Annotated in this window: 13 protein-coding genes; 4 read left to right on the top strand and 9 right to left on the bottom strand. The window is 57.4% G+C overall.

The features are described from left to right. Positions 1 to 48: 48 nt before the first annotated feature. Positions 49 to 1,116 carry a hypothetical protein gene (locus tag H6F46_RS09840; protein ID WP_190354624.1) on the bottom strand — a complete coding sequence of 356 codons (1,068 nt, stop codon included), beginning with the start codon at positions 1,114 to 1,116 and terminating at the stop codon, positions 49 to 51. Positions 1,117 to 1,844: 728 nt separating this feature from the next. Here H6F46_RS09840 and H6F46_RS09835 point away from each other — a divergent pair. Continuing rightward, positions 1,845 to 2,696: a lipopolysaccharide assembly protein LapB gene (locus tag H6F46_RS09835; RefSeq protein WP_099532323.1), complete on the top strand. Its 852-nt coding sequence runs from the start codon at positions 1,845 to 1,847 to the stop codon at positions 2,694 to 2,696. Positions 2,697 to 2,811: 115 nt separating this feature from the next. Here the strand turns inward: H6F46_RS09835 and H6F46_RS09830 are convergent, their stop codons facing one another. The 7 genes from H6F46_RS09830 to H6F46_RS09800 form a co-directional block, all read right to left on the bottom strand. Further along, entirely contained in the window at positions 2,812 to 3,735 is a 924-nt protein-coding gene (locus tag H6F46_RS09830) for an SPFH domain-containing protein (protein ID WP_190354623.1), read from the bottom strand. 291 nt (positions 3,736 to 4,026) lie between these two features. Beyond that, positions 4,027 to 4,554, bottom strand: a complete 528-nt coding sequence (nrdR, locus tag H6F46_RS09825) for a transcriptional regulator NrdR (protein ID WP_190354622.1) — start codon at positions 4,552 to 4,554, stop codon at positions 4,027 to 4,029. A gap of 298 nt (positions 4,555 to 4,852) precedes the next feature. Beyond that, positions 4,853 to 4,948, bottom strand: coding sequence for a photosystem II reaction center protein T (locus tag H6F46_RS09820; RefSeq protein WP_037216787.1), 96 nt, complete (start codon positions 4,946 to 4,948; stop codon positions 4,853 to 4,855). A 313-nt stretch (positions 4,949 to 5,261) separates the two neighbouring features. Continuing rightward, positions 5,262 to 6,782 (bottom strand): photosystem II chlorophyll-binding protein CP47, encoded by a 1,521-nt coding sequence (gene psbB / locus H6F46_RS09815; protein ID WP_099532321.1) that lies wholly within the window; start codon positions 6,780 to 6,782, stop codon positions 5,262 to 5,264. A 252-nt stretch (positions 6,783 to 7,034) separates the two neighbouring features. Further along, the gene (locus H6F46_RS09810; protein WP_190354621.1) at positions 7,035 to 7,385 is read right to left on the bottom strand and encodes a hypothetical protein; all 351 of its coding nucleotides are present in this window, start codon (positions 7,383 to 7,385) and stop codon (positions 7,035 to 7,037) included. Positions 7,386 to 7,435: 50 nt separating this feature from the next. Beyond that, positions 7,436 to 9,811: a protein phosphatase 2C domain-containing protein gene (locus H6F46_RS09805; protein WP_190354620.1), complete on the bottom strand. Its 2,376-nt coding sequence runs from the start codon at positions 9,809 to 9,811 to the stop codon at positions 7,436 to 7,438. Positions 9,812 to 9,831: 20 nt separating this feature from the next. Next, the gene (locus H6F46_RS09800) at positions 9,832 to 12,411 is read right to left on the bottom strand and encodes a GH116 family glycosyl hydrolase (RefSeq protein WP_190354619.1); all 2,580 of its coding nucleotides are present in this window, start codon (positions 12,409 to 12,411) and stop codon (positions 9,832 to 9,834) included. Between the two features lie 342 nt (positions 12,412 to 12,753). Here H6F46_RS09800 and H6F46_RS09795 point away from each other — a divergent pair, with 342 nt between their 5' ends. Together H6F46_RS09795 and H6F46_RS09790 are read left to right on the top strand one after the other, a co-directional pair. Next, entirely contained in the window at positions 12,754 to 13,953 is a 1,200-nt protein-coding gene (locus H6F46_RS09795) for a peptidoglycan-binding protein (protein WP_190354618.1), read from the top strand. A 104-nt stretch (positions 13,954 to 14,057) separates the two neighbouring features. Next, a complete protein-coding gene (locus H6F46_RS09790) occupies positions 14,058 to 14,663 on the top strand; it encodes a peptidoglycan-binding protein (protein WP_190354617.1) in 606 nt (201 codons plus the stop codon). A 16-nt stretch (positions 14,664 to 14,679) separates the two neighbouring features. On the opposite strand, the gene H6F46_RS09785 is transcribed toward H6F46_RS09790, so the two are convergent. Then, positions 14,680 to 15,090: a hypothetical protein gene (locus H6F46_RS09785; RefSeq protein ID WP_099533734.1), complete on the bottom strand. Its 411-nt coding sequence runs from the start codon at positions 15,088 to 15,090 to the stop codon at positions 14,680 to 14,682. 245 nt (positions 15,091 to 15,335) lie between these two features. Here H6F46_RS09785 and H6F46_RS09780 point away from each other — a divergent pair, with 245 nt between their 5' ends. Continuing rightward, positions 15,336 to 16,466 carry an endonuclease NucS domain-containing protein gene (locus H6F46_RS09780; protein ID WP_190354616.1) on the top strand — a complete coding sequence of 377 codons (1,131 nt, stop codon included), beginning with the start codon at positions 15,336 to 15,338 and terminating at the stop codon, positions 16,464 to 16,466. Positions 16,467 to 16,475: the final 9 nt, after the last annotated feature.

Below are 16,475 nucleotides of genomic sequence, written 5' to 3'. Positions count from 1 at the left end.
TGAACTTATTTCCCAGACTGGCTGGGAACCACGGTCTCCGTTAGCCGCCTAGGATTCCCTTGAAGATTCGTGAGCCTCGCCCTCCGGAGCCGCGCTGCGTGGCCGCGGTTTCGATGGCTTTTGGTCTCCGCTCCGTTGGGGCCGTGGTGTGGCGGGCCGAGTCCCTTCGGGCCGATCCCCCGGCGGGCGATCGTTCCGATTAAACCGGCGACCTCCGCCGCCCCGAGGCTTGTGGTTACCCGTCGGCTTGCGGGGTTTGCGGGGGGGCATTCGTCGGATGGATGTGCCCTGCACGATCGTCAGCACATCCCCTTCCCGCTTCACCTCCACATCCCAGAAATGGCCCACGGCTCGCTCACCCAGCACGCCCTTCAAGTGGATCTTGAACGCCTTCGCCTTGTCATCGGGGCGACGCGGCGCTTGCTGGATGCGCATGGTTACCGCCTCTTGGTCGGCCCGATGGAACATCACCTCGCCTCGGATCGAGAAAAATTCTTGATCCACCACGGCTGGTTCTAAAACCGGCTCATCGGATCCTTCCGGCGGCTTGCGGTGCAAGGTTTCTGGCTCCCAAACGCCCACCACTTGCAAATGCAGGTGATTTTCACGGGTGCGCGGATAAACCACCCACAGGTGTTCCTTATCGAGGTCGATGTGGTTTTTGACAAGGCTCATGACCCGGCCCAGCAACACCGCATCGATCTGGATATCGTTTTCCACCACCAAAGCACCCTTGGTTAGGCGCTCTTCGGAAGGCAGATAGCGGCCTCGCACCAGCCCGATCGCCCGGTATTGCATGGGGTCACTGGGGGGTGGAATGGGATGCAGTCGCAACCCAAGGGTGCTGTCCTCTTCCGAGACGGGAGCGGCTTCCTCCGGTTCCACGGGTTCCGGCGCGGCGGTCGGTTCGGGGGTGGCGGTTGGGTCTCGCCGCACGGGCTTGGAAATACTAACGATTTTGGCGGACTCTTTTTCCGATTTAGCGGCTTCCTTGCGAGGGGCTTCTTCGGCTTGAGCGGCGGGTGGATTGGGACGGACGGGGGGCGGGTTTGGCCGCTTGGGCCCGTTGTTCGGTGTGGATGACTCGGCCGCAGGCGGCTCAGACGGGGGACACATAAGACCTCCTTGCAGGGGACGGAGACAGGAGCGAGGAACAGAGATCAGTTCGGTGATCGGTCAGCGATCGGTCAGCCCGGCGATCGGTGCATCACGGTGCGCATGACGATGGGTATGACACTGGATCAGCGCGAATCAGAAATGCAAATCAGAAATGCAAATCAGGGCGATCGCGCCACAGCCATTGAAGATCATTTGGCAAAAATCATTTGGCAAAGATCCTTCAGGGCCGGGCCTCAGCGAGCTTCCCGAGATGAGCCGAGAAACGAGCCAAGAGACCTCAGACGAAACCGATTCGGAACTGATATTGACGGGGCCAACCCAGGACTCACCCAACCCCCTGGAATGGCATTTTCCAGAGACCAATCACCCCATGGGTTCATGGGGAAACTGAAGGTGACGGCTCAAGGGCCAAGACCCGGGGGCTGTCAATCTGCCTATTCTACTGAATGCATGGATAGCCCAAGGGAGTCAGAAGATTTTTCTGGTTTTTTGGGAGTTCGGGGAAGCGTTGCCGATTTGGACTTGACCTAAAACCCTGATGCCATCATCATTTGAGCGAAATCAGGGATCGATCGCCGCATGGGGTTTGCTCGGTTGCCGAAGGGATCGGATCCAAGAATTCCTGTCGGTTTAGAGCGTGTGGATGTCAAAATGTCGGGTTACGGCCCCCCAAGAGACTCCCCAGCCCGGGGCGGCTCTTCCGTCAGGCAAACGAGGCAAAAACTGTGACGAATCAAAAGCAAAACCGTTGGCTCACGAGCGCTGTGCTGTTTTTGGCGCTACTCGCTTTTGTTGGACTGTCGGTGCTGCCCTTGTTGGGAGGCCTACGCCAAACCCCCAATTCTGCCGCCAGCCCGGGAACTAGCCCGGCCAGCTCGGAGCGCGATCGACTCATGAATGAGGCCAAGGGCTATGAGTTGGTGCTGCAACGGGAGCCGGACAATCAAACGGCCCTGCGGGGGCTGTTGGAAGCCAAGCTGAAAATGGGCGATCGCAAGGGGGCGATCGCGCCGTTGGCCAAGCTAGCGGAGCTGAACCCTTCCGAACCGGACTACGGCATTCTGTTAGCCCAAGCCCAAAAAGAGGCGGGGGACTTGGAAGCGGCGGCAGCCACCTACCGCACCCTGCTCGATCGCCAGCCCAACAGCCTCAAGGCCTTGCAAGGATTGGCCACCCTGCTGGTGGAACAGCAGCGCCCCCAAGCGGCCGTGGGTTTGGTGCAGGAGTCGTTGGATCAGGCGATCGCGGCCAATAAAAGCAAGCCCAACAGCGCCGATGTGGTGTCGATTCGGCTGCTCTTGGGCGAGGTTTACGTCAAGTTGGAGCGGTATGACGACGCGATCGCTGCGTTTGACAAGGCCCTAGAGGGCAATCCCAAGGATTTTCGACCGGTTTTGGCCAAGGCGATCGTGCTGCGCAACCAAGGCAAGACTCAACAGGCTGAGGAATTGTTTGCAACGGCTGCGGGGTTAGCACCCGATCGATTTAAAGATCAAATCCGCAAGCTGGCGGCCACGGAACCCGGTGCTGAGCCAACCCCCGCCGCCAGCCCCAGTCCGTCGCCCGCACAGCCCTAGGCTCTGGTTGTCATTGCCTGCAATCCAGTGAAAGCGGTCGATCGATGCGTAGCCTAACGGCCCCAGACAAGGGGCTTAAGCCCCTTGCCCCAACGATCCGCGCCAACCAACCGGCCTAAGCGCCGCCCGGGCCATCCAAGTCTGCGAAGTCAACCTTGCCATGTACATGGTTGTGGCGAGCGGGGACTGATTCCTCGCTTTCCATGATGCCGTTGACAGTTTCCGTGAGGGCTTTGGGATCCATGAAGATCACCTTAGAGTTGGGGCTTTCGCTAATTCGCTGGCTAGCGTCCACATAGCGCTGAGCCACCAGGAATTTCACCATTTGCTCCAAAACCCCCTTGTTTTGGGGACGATCCTGCATGGCGGCCGAAATGAGCTGCACCGCTTGCACAATCCCTTCGGCCTCGGAAACGGCGGCCCGCTTGCGCCCTTCCGCTTCGGCAATGGCCGCATCGCGCTTTCCTTCGGCTTCAGAAACGGCAGCTTGGCGTTCCCGCTCGGCAATCCGAGTTCGCTCCATGGCGCGATCGATCTCTTCAGGGCGCTTGATGTTTTGGATGGCTACCCGCAGCACCTTAATGCCCCACTCAGTGGTAATGGTATCGAGGCGCTCCAGGAGGTAATTATTCAATTCTTCAATTTTGGAGAAGGTTTCCTCTAGATCAATTTGGCCGAATCGGGCGCGTAATTCCGTCAAAACCAGGTTTCTGAGGGAATCATCTAGATTATCAACGTTGTAGTAGGCGGCTTTTAAGTTAACGATGCGCCAAGAAACGAGGGCATCTACCTCGATCGCCAAGCCGTCTTTGGTGATGACTTGCTGGGGGGCGATATCCAGGTCGCGTTCCCGCACGGTTTCGACAATCAGCGAATCCACGAACGGAATCACAAAGTTCAATCCCGGATCGAGCGTTCGTTGATAGCGACCGAGGCGCTCAACCAATGCTTTATTTCCCTGTTCAATCACCCGAGCGGAGCTGGCAAAATAGCCCAAGCCCACGGCGAGAGAAACGAGTAGCCCCAACACTGCATCCACTTTGATTCACTCCATGCTTAGGTGCGACCGTTGGTTGACGCTGCAACCAATGCCGATATTTGGTCTTGCCACTTTGGTTTTGCCACTCTTAGGGGCATTTGACAAGCGGCCGGGCCCCCTGTGTGGTTGGGGGATGACAGCGATCGCCCCAGAAATCTCCTGGAAGGATCAAAAAATGAATTCAAGATAACCCAAAAAAGATAGTCAAAAAATAATCGAAATTGCTGATTGCGGGGCTTTTCGTGACCCTTGCTTGCGGCTCCAGGAATGGCTGCCTCAGGAATAGCAGCTTCAGGAATTATGGTCGCCGCCCAGAGCAACATCCTCCAGAAGGGGGGTGGCCGCTGGCCAAATATGCGCTTCAGCCCGCTCGGCTCGCAATCGATCGAGGGTTTCCACAAAATCCCGAATGCCCTGAAATTGCTGATATACCGAGGCAAAGCGCACGTAGGCCACTTCGCTGAGCAATCGCAACCGATCGAGCACCAATTCGCCTAATTCATTGGTTTTCACTTCCCGAATCGATCGCTGTTGGACTTCTGCTTCAATTTCGTCCACGATCGATTCCAACTGTTCTACGCCAATGCCAGTTTTTTCACAGGCGCGGATTAACCCCCGCAGCAGCTTTGAGCGATCGAACGATTCCCGCCGCCCGTCTCGCTTGACCACCGCGATCGGCACAAATTCCACCCGTTCGTAGGTTGTGAAGCGCCGTAAACAAGCCAAACACTCGCGCCGCCGCCGAATGCTTTGTCCGCCTTCCGCCGCCCGCGATTCAAGCACCCGACTATCCGTGTGATGGCAGAACGGACACCGCACAGGCATCACCCCTCATAACAGAACCCGAGTGACAAACCGTGCGATCGAGTTGCCCCACAGACCCTCCATCCAAACGATTCATCACTCGGGTTGAACGGTGATCATGGTCGATCGAGCCACCGAAGGGCTAGCTCCCAACCCTAGATTGGGCGATCGGGCCAACGATCCAAATATCAATACAGCCGATATGGCCAATACAGCCCTTGGCGCTAATGTTGCCAAGCCGAATGTCGGGAAGCTCAATATCGTGAGGCTCCGTGCAATCAAGCTCAACGCAGCCCATGCGGCCAAGCCTTGCCTACTTGCCAATCCGAGGAGGCTCGCGGAAGGCAATTGCAAAAAACAACGTCCCGATCGCCAACGCCAAAATCAAAATGTAGGCAACGCTTTCCATCGTTCATTTCCTAACAACTTTTCCTCAGTCTATCAAGCAAGGGTCGAAAACGTTCAGTTTCCAAAATCCCGTCAAATCAGGATTTACAACCTGCAACAATCTTCTGAAAAGGAACTTCCGAAAAAGAACTTTTGAAAAAACCTGGGGCTGGCACTGAAGACAAGCTGCCCAGGGCGATCGGCCCCACCGCCCAACACCCCCAAAACACAGCGGGAGAGCCTGGAATCCCAGACTCTCCCGTTAATTTTTGGGCTACCAAGGAGTCAGAGTCTGACCCTTAGCACCCCAAAGCTAGAGTGACCAAAGCCAAGCCCTAGACCGACTCCTTACGGGTGGTCAAGTCGCCCAGTTTTTGGAACGCACCAAACTCGATTTGTTCGCCCAGGTCAGCTTCAATCCCAGCAAACACGTCGCGGAACAGCGTCCGAGCACCGTGCCAGATGTGACCAAAGAAGAACAGCAGCGCAAACGAAGCATGGGCGAAGGTGAACCAACCGCGAGGGCTGGTGCGGAACACGCCATCTGCATCGGTGGTGTCGAACTCAAACGGTTCGCCCAACTGCGAACGGCGAGCCAGCCGCTTCACATCCGCCGGGTTGGTGAAGGTTTGGCCGCCCAGCGCACCGCCGTAGACCTTAGCCGTGACACCGCTTTGCTCAACACTCAGCCTCGATTCTGCACGACGGAACGGAATGTCCGCACGCACCACACCATCCGCATCGGTCATCACAACCGGGAAGGTTTCGAAGAAGTTCGGCAGACGGCGCACGTTCAGTTCGCGACCTTCAGCATCGGTGAACACCGCGTGACCCAGCCACTTCTTGGCCGTGCCGTCGCCGCTGTTCATCTTGCCGACGCGGAACAGACCGCCCTTGGCGGGGCTGTTGCCCACGTAGTCATAGAAAGCCAGTTTTTCGGGAATTGCCGACCAAGCTTCATCCAAGCTCTTGCCAGCCGCCACATCGGTTTGAACGCGACGTTGGATTTCCTGTTGGAAGTAGCCGCTATCCCACTGATAACGGGTGGGGCCAAACAGTTCGATCGGGGTGGTGGCGTTGCCGTACCACATGGTGCCCGCAACCACGAAGGCCGAGAAGAACACCGCAGCGATACTGCTCGACAGCACGGTTTCGATGTTCCCCATCCGCAGGGCCTTGTAGAGGCGCTCGGGCGGGCGGACGCTCAGGTGGAACAGACCGGCAATAATCCCGACAATCCCCGCAGCGATGTGGTGGGCCACAATCCCGCCGGGGTTAAAGGGGTTAAAGCCATCGGGCCCCCATTCGGGCGCAACGGGCTGGACATGGCCAGTGATGCCATAGGGGTCAGACACCCACATCCCTGGCCCAAACAGACCCGTGAGGTGGAATGCACCGAAACCAAAGCAGAGAAGACCAGACAAGAACAGGTGGATGCCGAACATCTTCGGCAAGTCGAGGGCGGGTTCGCCCGTGCGGGGATCGGTGAACAGTTCCAAATCCCAGAACACCCAGTGCCAAACGGCTGCCAAGAACAGCAGACCCGAAAGGACGATGTGGGCAGTTGCTACGCCTTCAAAGCTCCAGAAGCCGACGTTGGTGGCAGTTTCACCCGTGACGCTCCAGCCGCCCCACGATTCGGTCACGCCCAAACGCGCCATGAAGGGCAGCACGAACATGCCTTGCCGCCACATGGGGTTCAGAACGGGATCGCTCGGATCGAAGTTGGATAGCTCAAACAGCGCCATGGAACCGGCCCAGCCGGCCACAAGCGCTGTGTGCATTAGGTGTACGGCAATCAGTCGGCCTGGGTCATTCAGGACGACTGTATGCACTCGATACCAGGGTAGTCCCATTGACTACGGCCTCCTCAATCGTTGGTGATACAGCAGTGCAGTAAATCGATCGCCTGTTATGGAAGTCGCGATGCAGTTTCTCGAAAGAATCCGTTAAGGCAGTTATCTAAAAAAGTGTATAGAGTCCACATACCGATCGCAAGCAAACGGGGAGGCCGATCGCCCTGTGATGGCGGCAATGGGTGATTGGCAGGGGAATGCGCCAGCCGTTGTTGACGGTTGGGGATCGAGACCGTGGCGATCGGGGAAACCCTAGAACTGGCCGGCTTTTTGGGTTTGAAAGTGGGCTTGGGCCAGGCTCAGCCGTTCGATTACCTGGTCGGCGCTGATTAAACGGGTGAGCAGCACTTGCCCGATCGGCTGATTGAAGTTGCCGTCACCCGTGGTGGTCGGTTCGGGCTTGACCTCGATGGTGACGATGTTGGACTCGGCTCGATACAGCCAGAGCACTTCGTCCTGCTGGGTGATGGAGAGGTGGGTGCGTTCAATGCGGGGCCCGCGTCGCCAAGCGATGGTGCTCCAGGGGCCATCGGTGCTCCAAACGCGCCCAACAATCCACCCGTCCGCAAGAAAGAAATATTTCCAAGATTCAGTGCTGTTCATGGCTGTCCCCGGGGAGGCGATCGCAAGTCCGCGCTCAACTTATCACCAATTCACGGCGGGTTGTTGACAGCATCGGGAGTGATTGTCGAGGCTTGGCAGCCGTTGGGCAAGGGGAGGGGAGCGGCGGCCACAACGCGATCGCCCAAGTCTGCTTGGCGGGCCCAAAGAGTTGCGCCGCTGGCGAGAGAACTGTTGAGATTGCTGCGGCCCAGGGTACAGATTTTGAGTTCCACCCAGGTCAGTCCCGGTGGCGGCCCAGAGGGGCGATCGCCGGTTGGTGGGTTGGCGATCGGGGTGGCCGTTGGGGTGGCGGGGGCGATCGGCAAGGAGATGCGCAGAATTTGAATGGTGCTGTTGGGGGGTAACCAACCAACCAGGGTGGTTCGATCGGGCCCGTATAACCCCAGGGCGGCAGCTTGGGGCTTGATTTGCAGCACCTCGCCCACGTTCAGAGCCATCGGGCTGGGTACGGGGCTGGGTGTGGTGTTGATTCCACTGGGCGAGGCGATCGGGGTGGAGCTAGGAGCCGGGGTATTGGGGGCATTGGCATCGACCAGTTGTCGCACCAGGGGCATGATCACCAGGGCCAACAGCCCACCGCCGAAAATGACTAGGGCCAACAGGCTGAACCAGCGGCCAACCCAGGGCGATCGAACCAGGGGCGATCGGCCCTCAGGGGGAATTGGCGAGGGTTCCGCCGAAGGGGTCACCAGTTCCGTTTGGGGCATTTTGGCCACCACCGAGGGCAACAGGTCATCCCCTTGGAAACTATTGGGGTTATTGGAGTTGGCGGCGGGCGAAACCTCCAATTCCCGATCGAGCGGTGGACTAGGAACCATCACGGGGCGGCGCAGGCGGGCTGGATCCGGCACGAGCTGGCGCGTGGCTCCAATTTGCACCAGGCTGATGGTGGCGTTGTCGTGGCCATTGTGTTGATTGGCGAGGGCGATCATTTGGGCCACGGTTTGACCGGGATCCCCTTGGCCCCAACGCACCGGGAACTGGTCACGCCACGATCGCTCGATCAGGTCAAAATCGCTCACCCCATCGGAGCAGAGGACGATCGCGCAATCCTCGTCCAGCACCATGCGGCGCACGCTGGGATAAAGTTGCTCAGAATTGCCCATGCCCAAGGCCTGTACCAGGGCCCCGGCGGCGCTGATTTGCAACAAATCTCGATAGAACCCGAGACCCAAACGGGTTTCGCGGGTAGCCAGGTCATCATCCAAGGTCAAGGCATAGCAGCCCGTGGGCGTGATTTGATAAGCGCGGCTATCGCCCACATGGGCAATGTACAGCCATCGATCGATCACCAGGGCCAAAACCACCGTGGTGCCCATCCGTTGGCGCTCGGCTCGCCCCTCCTGCACATTGCGTTGGGTAATGACGGCATTGGCCAGCCCGATCGCCCGCAGCAGGGTGGCATTCACCAACTCAGGGCTAGGGGGGGCCTGGGCGGCGGCCTCCACAAAGGGCACTAACTCGGTGGTGAGCTGCTCGATCGCCCAACGGGAAGCCACGTCCCCGCCCTCATGGCCCCCTAACCCATCGCAAACGATCGCCAAACCCAACCGCTGCCCTCGGGTCTGATCTTGGCTGAAGGGATAGCAAGCATCTTCATTGCGCGATCGGCTCGGCCCCGGGTCGCTCAGGCTGGCCACGGCCAGCTCCACGGGCGCATCCTGGGCCGCCACTTGGGTGATGAGCTGCTCCAAATTCGCCACCAGAGTCGGCGGATCGCAATTACCCAACGCCACCTGTTGCAACAGGGGCGAGACCAAAGATTCCAAGGCCGGATGGGGCCGCAGCCGTTGCACCCACCAGCGCCCCCACTCGGCCCAACTGGGCGATCGCCCCGCATTGTCCTTCAGGGCCAGCAACCGCACCCAGCCGCTCCCCACCCGCAACCGCTCCGGCTCCAACAGGGTGGCCGTGACCCCCGCGTCTTGCAAGGGTTCCCAGAGCCGCGCCACTTGCCACAGCCAATTCAGTTGGCGCAGGGGTGTGGCCTTGGCCCATTGGTCAACCAACTTTGGCAGCAGGGATCCATCGGGGCCGATCGGGGCCCCTTCAAGTAACAAAATGGCTTCCCGGCTAAAGTTCGACTGTTTGACAACGCCGTAAATTTGGGGCACTTGGGGCCGATGCTCCACCAGCCGCAAATAGCTGAGAAGCAGGCGCGTCACCTCCCCAGGCACTTCGGGCACTTGGCCTGGCTTGCCGTCCAAAAAGCGCCGATCGCCCAAGTAGTAGTAGCGATTGGCGAGCCAAGTGCCGGGAGCCAGCGACCGCAGGTCGGATCCAATCCCGTAGAGGTATAGATGCAGCAGCGGAGCACCACAGGCAGCACAGACCTTGGCCGAGGCGGGATTCCCGTGACCGCAGTGGGAATTACTGCATTCGATCGACCCGATCGGCACCGTCATAGCTCCTCAATTGCTGCTCCCTAACGGGCCGTTAAGGGCGCAAACTCCGTCAGAATGCCATACATTGCCCAAATGGCCATCGGTCGCAGGTAGGTACTGGCCCGGAAGGTGTTTTGAGCCGTAATAGCCTCCGGCGTTCGGAATTGCAAACCCCCGCTATAGATTTGGTTCACAACGGCGGCGGCCACTTCCATGGCTTCCTGCTGGTAGCCCATTTGCAACCAAAAAGCCGCTAGCCCAAAGTTAATTCCTGTCCAGACTTCCAATGGATGGGTGGCCTTCGGGTTTTCGGGGGAACCATCGGGCAACACGCCGTTGGCCACCCCCAGGTTAGGCAGGTCGTGGGGAATGTTCCACCCCAGTTCCCGGGCCCGATCGCTCCGACAGAAGGCGTTGAACTTGACGAAACAGGAGTCATAAACCGTTTCGATCGTCCTGCGAACGGCGGCGCTGTCCACCACATCCGGCAGCCCCAGCAATCGGGCATAGAACTGACCACAAAGCTGATCCGCCATCACCACGTCGGAACCGCTGCCGGTGTCGAGGCGATAGGATTGCCCGTTCCAGAGGGCCAGATGATAAACCGATCGGGCTTGGGTGAGCCAGTCTTGGTAGGTGGCCAGGGTGGCCGCCAAGCGGGGGCGATCGAGGGCGGCGCGGGCCCGGTCTGATTCATAGGTTAAATCATCCAAATCCGCTTCCAGCAGCACTTGCCCGATCGCGATCGCCGCTTCCAATGCCGCAATCCACAGGCCGCCGCAGTAGGCACTCACGCCCACCAGTCGCCAATCATCAAAGGTTTGGTCGGGTGCGCCGGAGTTTTCGGGAATGCCGTCGCCGTCTTGGTCAAAGGTTTTTAGGTAAGCGAGCGATCGCTCCACCGAATCCCAGCAGTCCACCAAGAATTGCCGATCGCTGGCTCCCGTGAGTTGATAGTCCCGGTAGACCTGCAACACGAAATCGCAGGGTAAATCCTTCCACAGGTTGCAATCCTGATAGCTGGTGTAGTTGGTGGCTTCCCAGGGATGTTCGTTCGGTGCGCCCAAATCATGGGGGGTGGCATCGGCAATCTTCCGAACCGCCGCCGCCCGGTTATAGCCAATGATTCGAGGGGTGGCATCGGCCGTGGGAATTGCCCGCGCAAAGGCTCGCATCACGGCCTTTTCCAGCTCGGGCCACAGCAACAGCAGCCCAAAGGAACCATAGAGCCGCACATCTAAACTTTCATACCAGCGGTAGTCCAGACATTCGGCCACGGCGAACTGGCCCTTGGGATCTCGCTCATCGGCGGCACTCCAAACGGTGGCCCCAGCCGTCAGGTCGTATAGCTCATTGAGAAGGCCCATTTTGAACCAATCGGGCCAGTCGGGGTGATCGAGTACGGGTTTTTGCCAGGCAATGATCCCTTCGCGCCAGGCATCGTAATGCTTCAGGGCGGTGCGGGCGATCGACCAGGCCCCTTGACCATTGCGCCCGAAAAAGTCCGTGTAGCGACGATAGTAGGTCACGCCGGCCTTGAATTCCGTGGTGGGAAAGTCCCAAGCCAAGATGAAGGGAATTTTGCGAGTTTTGCCGGGTCGGAGGGTGAAGCGAACGGCGATCGCTGCGCCAATCCGTTCACCGGCCTTGGCGGGCCGATCGTCGCTTTCGTCGGACAGGTCACCCGATCGGGAAAAATCGCGCCACAGATCCGAACCATCGCCGGCCGGGTTCCAGCGGGTGTGGTGAAACACCTCCACCGCCGGGTTTTGCACCGTCATCAAGGCCCATTGGCCCATCCCTTCGGCCAAGGGGCGATCGCCCGGATCAATCAAGCCTTCCAAGTTCAGGAGCGTGCAGCCCACCCGCGAGAAATCTTCAATCCAGCGGTTAAAGTTCCCCTCGCTCTCGCCCCAACGGGGTTGATATTCATACTCGGGGCTGCCGTCGTCCCGCACCGTAATTTCGGGATTCTTGAGGGCATTGGTGAACCAACCCACCGTGTTTTCCCAACTGAGCAAAATACTGACTGTAATGGGGCGATCGGTGGGGTTGTGGGCCGTCCACTCAAACACCGCCACGGGATAGCTGGTTTCTTGGTAGTTGCCCGCCAAAATCGGTGAAAACTGTTCGCAGGTGAGGTGGGTCTGCAACACGTTTTCGTAAGTAAACCAACTGCGCGGGTAGAGCGCCGAGTAAGTGCCCGTTGAGCGCTCGGCCGTGGAAGCGGGATACCAAGCCCAATCCCCCAGGCTGCCATCGGCGGGTGGTTCGCTGCTGAGGGCATAGGTTCGGGGTAAGTCGCCCTCTGCTTGCTCAAAAACCGCAAACTGACAGCCGGGCAGGTTGGCAAACACATGCTCCCCGCCGTCCATGTGCCAAAAGTTAAATTCACCCCGGGGCGATCGACCCAAGGAGCCGGCCCCAAACCCACCCAAGGGCGCACCATGCCAGGGGCCATCGTCCAAATTGCTGGCATAGCGGACGGTGTAAGGACGTTCCCAACCAAGGCCGATCGGGCGGCTCCAAGCGCATGGGGGGATCGACCCGGCGACGGGGTGACCGGTGGGGGGCGCGATCGGGGTCGCGGGGGAATTGTTTGTGGGATTTGCCTGAACCATGCCCAGAATTCTAAGGTCTTTTGTTCGATCGCGCCTAGGACTTTGGTTGGAGATTCGACGGTTAATCAGCGTCTGACGCGAAGATCACCTGACGAGAAGATCACCCCGATTCCCACCCCCATGCCCGATCGCCCGGTGGCTCCCACCTTGTGTCTGAGGTCTGTTCTCCAGTACAACGGGGATGGATGATTCTGCAACCAACGTTCACCCATTCCCGATCATCGTTCAACCAATCGCTGTTCAATCGATCACGGTTGAATGAAAAAAATTTGAGTCGCTTAGCACTCCAGTCAGAGTCAAGAATTCAGTTTAGGAACTCAATCCACTTTTGATGGGCTTGTTATGGAAAGCTGGGCCTATTTGCACTATGCCCTGGCGTTAGAGGCGCTGGATGCCCCGGAACACCTGGAAGACCAAAATCAGGGAGCTGATCAGGTCACCGATCGGGCAGCGGGGCAGCTCAATCGAATCACCTCGGGCCGAATGCTTCTGGGGGCGATCGCCCTTGGGGTGTTGTCTTGGCCGCTTCTGGCCGAAGGGGCCCAGGCCTATAACAGCCTGCGATTTGGCGATCGGGGCTTGGCGGTTCAAAATCTTCAGCAACTGCTCAAGGGGGCCGGGCTGGAAGTGCCGATTACCGCTGAGTTTGACAGCGCCACGGAACTTGCCCTGCGCAATTACCAACGGCGCACCGGCAAGCTCACCCCCACGGGCGTGCTCGATCGCACCAGCACCATGATGTTGATGGCGGCCAATGGTGCGCCCGCCCGCCAAACGCCCGCCCCCTACTTGGTGCGCGGCGACCAGGGCCCTTCGGTGCAAGTTCTGCAATGGCGACTGCGACAGGCCAGCACCTTTAACCTGCCCCTGTTGGTGACTGGAACCTTTGACGAAGCCACCCGCACCGCCCTGTTGACCTATCAGGCCCAGCACCGATTGCCAGGAACCGGCGTATTGGATTTGGAAACCCAAGCCAAGCTTGATGCGGAAACGGTGGAGCCACGCAATCCTTGGCGATCGGACGGCCGCGGCGACACGGGCAACACGAACGATCGGGGGAATCAGCCGGGTGGTTGGCAGCCGGTGATTAACCGTCCGCGCCCGGTGGCTCCGGTGGTGCTGCCCCCGAGCGCTCGCCCCAGCTCCGAGGTGAACACAGGAAGTTATGGAACCCTGACCGCGCCAATCTATGGGGGCGAAACGAGCGATCGCGTGGCCACCCTCCAAGGCAAGCTGCGCACCCTGGGCTTCCAAAAATCGCGCACTAACACGGGTCACTTCGGCAAAGTCACCCAAACGGCCCTGGTTGCCTTCCAGCGATCGCGTCGCATTCCCGCCACCGGCTACGTGGATGCAACCACGGTCAATGCCCTGGCCACCGTGCCCGTTTCCGGCCGCCGAGGCTCTCCCTATTTGCCCGTGAAGCGCCATGTGCGCCGGGCCCGAAACTGGGTGCGACCCGCGACCGATTCCAGTTGGCAGCCTGTTTATAATCCCTGTTGCGTGCGAATCTGTGGCTCTGGCTATGGCGGCTGGCAGTGATTCAGTAGTGATGCTAATTGCAGTTGAGTCTGTGCCCCCGGTTGCGGACGCTTCGGATTGCTTAGGTTCGGATTCTTTGGATTCTTAGGTTTGGCAAATTATCTATGGAAAGTCTTGGCTATCCCCACTTGGCAGCGGCCTACCGGTCTGATTTCCTGGAACTCCCGTCCCTAGAAGTGGCCCTCAGTCGGGCGATCGCCTGGGAGCGGCTGTCGTCCCACGGTTGGTTGCGCTTTTTGTCGCTGCTGTTGACCGTCAGCATTCTGGGCGCGGCGATCGGCCCGGCCCTGGCCGCTGAGCATGCGGGTGAAACCCTCCGCAGTGGTGGCGGTGGCGGCGGCGTGGGCGACGGCCCCGCCTTCGTCAATCCCAATCGTCCCGTCACCAAGCCCCTGCCACCCATCACCGTTCGCCCTTGCCCCACCTTCAAAACCATCAGCAGCTACGTTTACCGCCCCCCTTATCTTCGCAATAGCGGCGGATGGGGCGCGGGAGCCGGCCCCTGCTATAGCTGTGTGAGCGGTCGCAACGTCAACACCAGTCGCTTGCAACAGCGGCTGAAAGACCTGGGCTATTTCCGCTTCCGGGTCACGGGGTATTACGGCCCGATCACCGAAGCGGCGGTCAAGCGCTTCCAACGGGACTCTGGCTTAGTTCCTGACGGAGTAGCCGGGCCGCGCACCAAGGCGGCTTTGGGTTTGTTGGGCTAGGTTTGACCCGATCGCCCTAACCCAAATCCCGCTCCAGGGCGATCGCCCATTGGGCCGCGATATCAATTTGGGTGAAGGGAATCTTCATGGCTGGGCCGCTGTCCTTGCGCACCAGCTCCAAAATCACCTGCTTGGCTTGAGTGGGATATTTCTCGGGGTTGATCGCTTGGCCATCGGCCATGAGCACCACGCCCTGCACTTGCTCCAGGGAAAGCCGTTGCACCTCGATCGGCCCCTTGCGGTTGGGGATGCCCCAAACCAATTCACGACCCTTTTGGCCCAAGACGGCGTAAATGTCGTATTTGGCGCGATCGAACCCTTTTGCCCAAATTTTGTAAGCCTCTAGCCGTTGGTATTCATTCCAACCGGCATAGGCGAGACCAATAAACAGCCCTAGGAGGGGCAGCCACATCAAACCATGTTCCATAGGGCCGTTACGGGGGTGCGAATTGGATAATTTGGGAGATGATCTTGCTGATTTTACGGGTCTTGTGGATGTTGTGGATCGCCTAGGTTTGAGTACCTCATGATTTTGATCTAAGGCTGCAACTCAAAATTCTTATCAAAATTTCACTTGAACGAATTAAAAATTCCTGAACTTAATCAATATTAAGTGTTAAGCAAGTTAAAATGATTAACCCAAAATAAAAGTCTTAACTTATTTTCTGAACCATGCCTTATTCACTTTCTAAAGTAGCCAAGCTTAAAAAAATAGGTTCAAACTGGGAATTTCAGTCGGAAGCAAACCTCGAAGACTTCCTGTATTTATGCTTAGATAAAATGCTAGGTGTTACTCCATTAAAAAGACAGTTTCCTATTGGTGGTCAGTTCTGCGACATCTTGGCTGTAGATTCTGATAAAAGACTACTCATTGTGGAACTTAAAAATCAAGAAGACCGATATGTTGTCAATCAAGTATCTCGATATTACGACGCTTTACTAGAAGAGAAGCCGTTGGCTGATTTTGTTGACTACTCTAAGCCTATTAAAATCTTAATAATCTCCCCTGTCTTTCACAGAGATAATCTAATTGACAGAAAGTATAGTTGTTTAGATATTCATTTTTTAACATTTGATTTGTCTATAAAATCTGAAAGTCTCATATTCACTCTCCACAATTTAGAAAATAATGAGTCATCTTCGATCACTGTCTCATATGAGCAGGAATCACAGGAGCGGTTAGTTCAAGAACCACCAAGACGACTGTTGAAATTACTGACTGATGTTGCAGAAACTGAACGACAATTTATTTTGAATGCAAGAGAACAAATACTCGGATTTCATCACCAAATGAAGGAGATACCTATTGGCAATAATATTTTGTATGGCTCTAGTAAAACCAGACCTTGCGCTGAATTGAGATATGATGAAAGCCGCAAAACACCAGCCTTGTTTCTGTGGCTACCGCATGTTACATCAAGAACAATGAGTGCCAGAAAAATCATTGCTAGGATGAAGATCTGGACAGATTGGCTATCAGTAACTTCATTAGGGCATGTTCCAAAGGGGAACGGAAGGATGGTGAGTTATGAAGAATGGCGGCTGGGATCAGTTCGACCTCTGAATAAATTACTACCTCCTAATTATGGGGTGCATTCTGTTGAGAGATACTTTATCGATAAGGATTATCGAGAGCGGTTTGTCGAAGAAAGATATAAGAATGAAACTCTAAATCCGCACTATAAGTCAGGTTTGGCAATGCCCATAAAAGGATATCTCTCCTTAATTAAGAACGAAGAAGAAATATCATCCCTGCAAGACTTAATAAACTTGGCACTAGAAGCTTGGCTAGAGAAAATTTAGTACTAGGTG

The sequence above is a fragment of the Limnothrix sp. FACHB-1083 genome (assembly GCF_014696485.1).
Taxonomy (GTDB): domain Bacteria; phylum Cyanobacteriota; class Cyanobacteriia; order CACIAM-69d; family CACIAM-69d; genus CACIAM-69d.
The sequence above is the reverse complement of the archived record's forward strand: the minus strand, read 5'-3'. Positions and strand labels throughout refer to the sequence as shown.

Excerpts from the sequence above, each read along its gene's own strand:
- H6F46_RS09810 (WP_190354621.1), bottom strand. The coding sequence starts at position 7,385 with ATGAACAGCACTGAATCTTGGAAATATTTCTTTCTTGCGGACGGGTGG.
- H6F46_RS09785 (WP_099533734.1), bottom strand. The coding sequence starts at position 15,090 with ATGGAACATGGTTTGATGTGGCTGCCCCTCCTAGGGCTGTTTATTGGT.
- H6F46_RS09805 (WP_190354620.1), bottom strand. The coding sequence starts at position 9,811 with ATGACGGTGCCGATCGGGTCGATCGAATGCAGTAATTCCCACTGCGGT.
- H6F46_RS09795 (WP_190354618.1), top strand. The coding sequence starts at position 12,754 with ATGGAAAGCTGGGCCTATTTGCACTATGCCCTGGCGTTAGAGGCGCTG.
- H6F46_RS09840 (WP_190354624.1), bottom strand. The coding sequence starts at position 1,116 with ATGTGTCCCCCGTCTGAGCCGCCTGCGGCCGAGTCATCCACACCGAAC.
- H6F46_RS09780 (WP_190354616.1), top strand. The coding sequence starts at position 15,336 with ATGCCTTATTCACTTTCTAAAGTAGCCAAGCTTAAAAAAATAGGTTCA.
- psbB (WP_099532321.1), bottom strand. The coding sequence starts at position 6,782 with ATGGGACTACCCTGGTATCGAGTGCATACAGTCGTCCTGAATGACCCA.
- H6F46_RS09820 (WP_037216787.1), bottom strand. The coding sequence starts at position 4,948 with ATGGAAAGCGTTGCCTACATTTTGATTTTGGCGTTGGCGATCGGGACG.
- H6F46_RS09800 (WP_190354619.1), bottom strand. The coding sequence starts at position 12,411 with ATGGTTCAGGCAAATCCCACAAACAATTCCCCCGCGACCCCGATCGCG.
- H6F46_RS09790 (WP_190354617.1), top strand. The coding sequence starts at position 14,058 with ATGGAAAGTCTTGGCTATCCCCACTTGGCAGCGGCCTACCGGTCTGAT.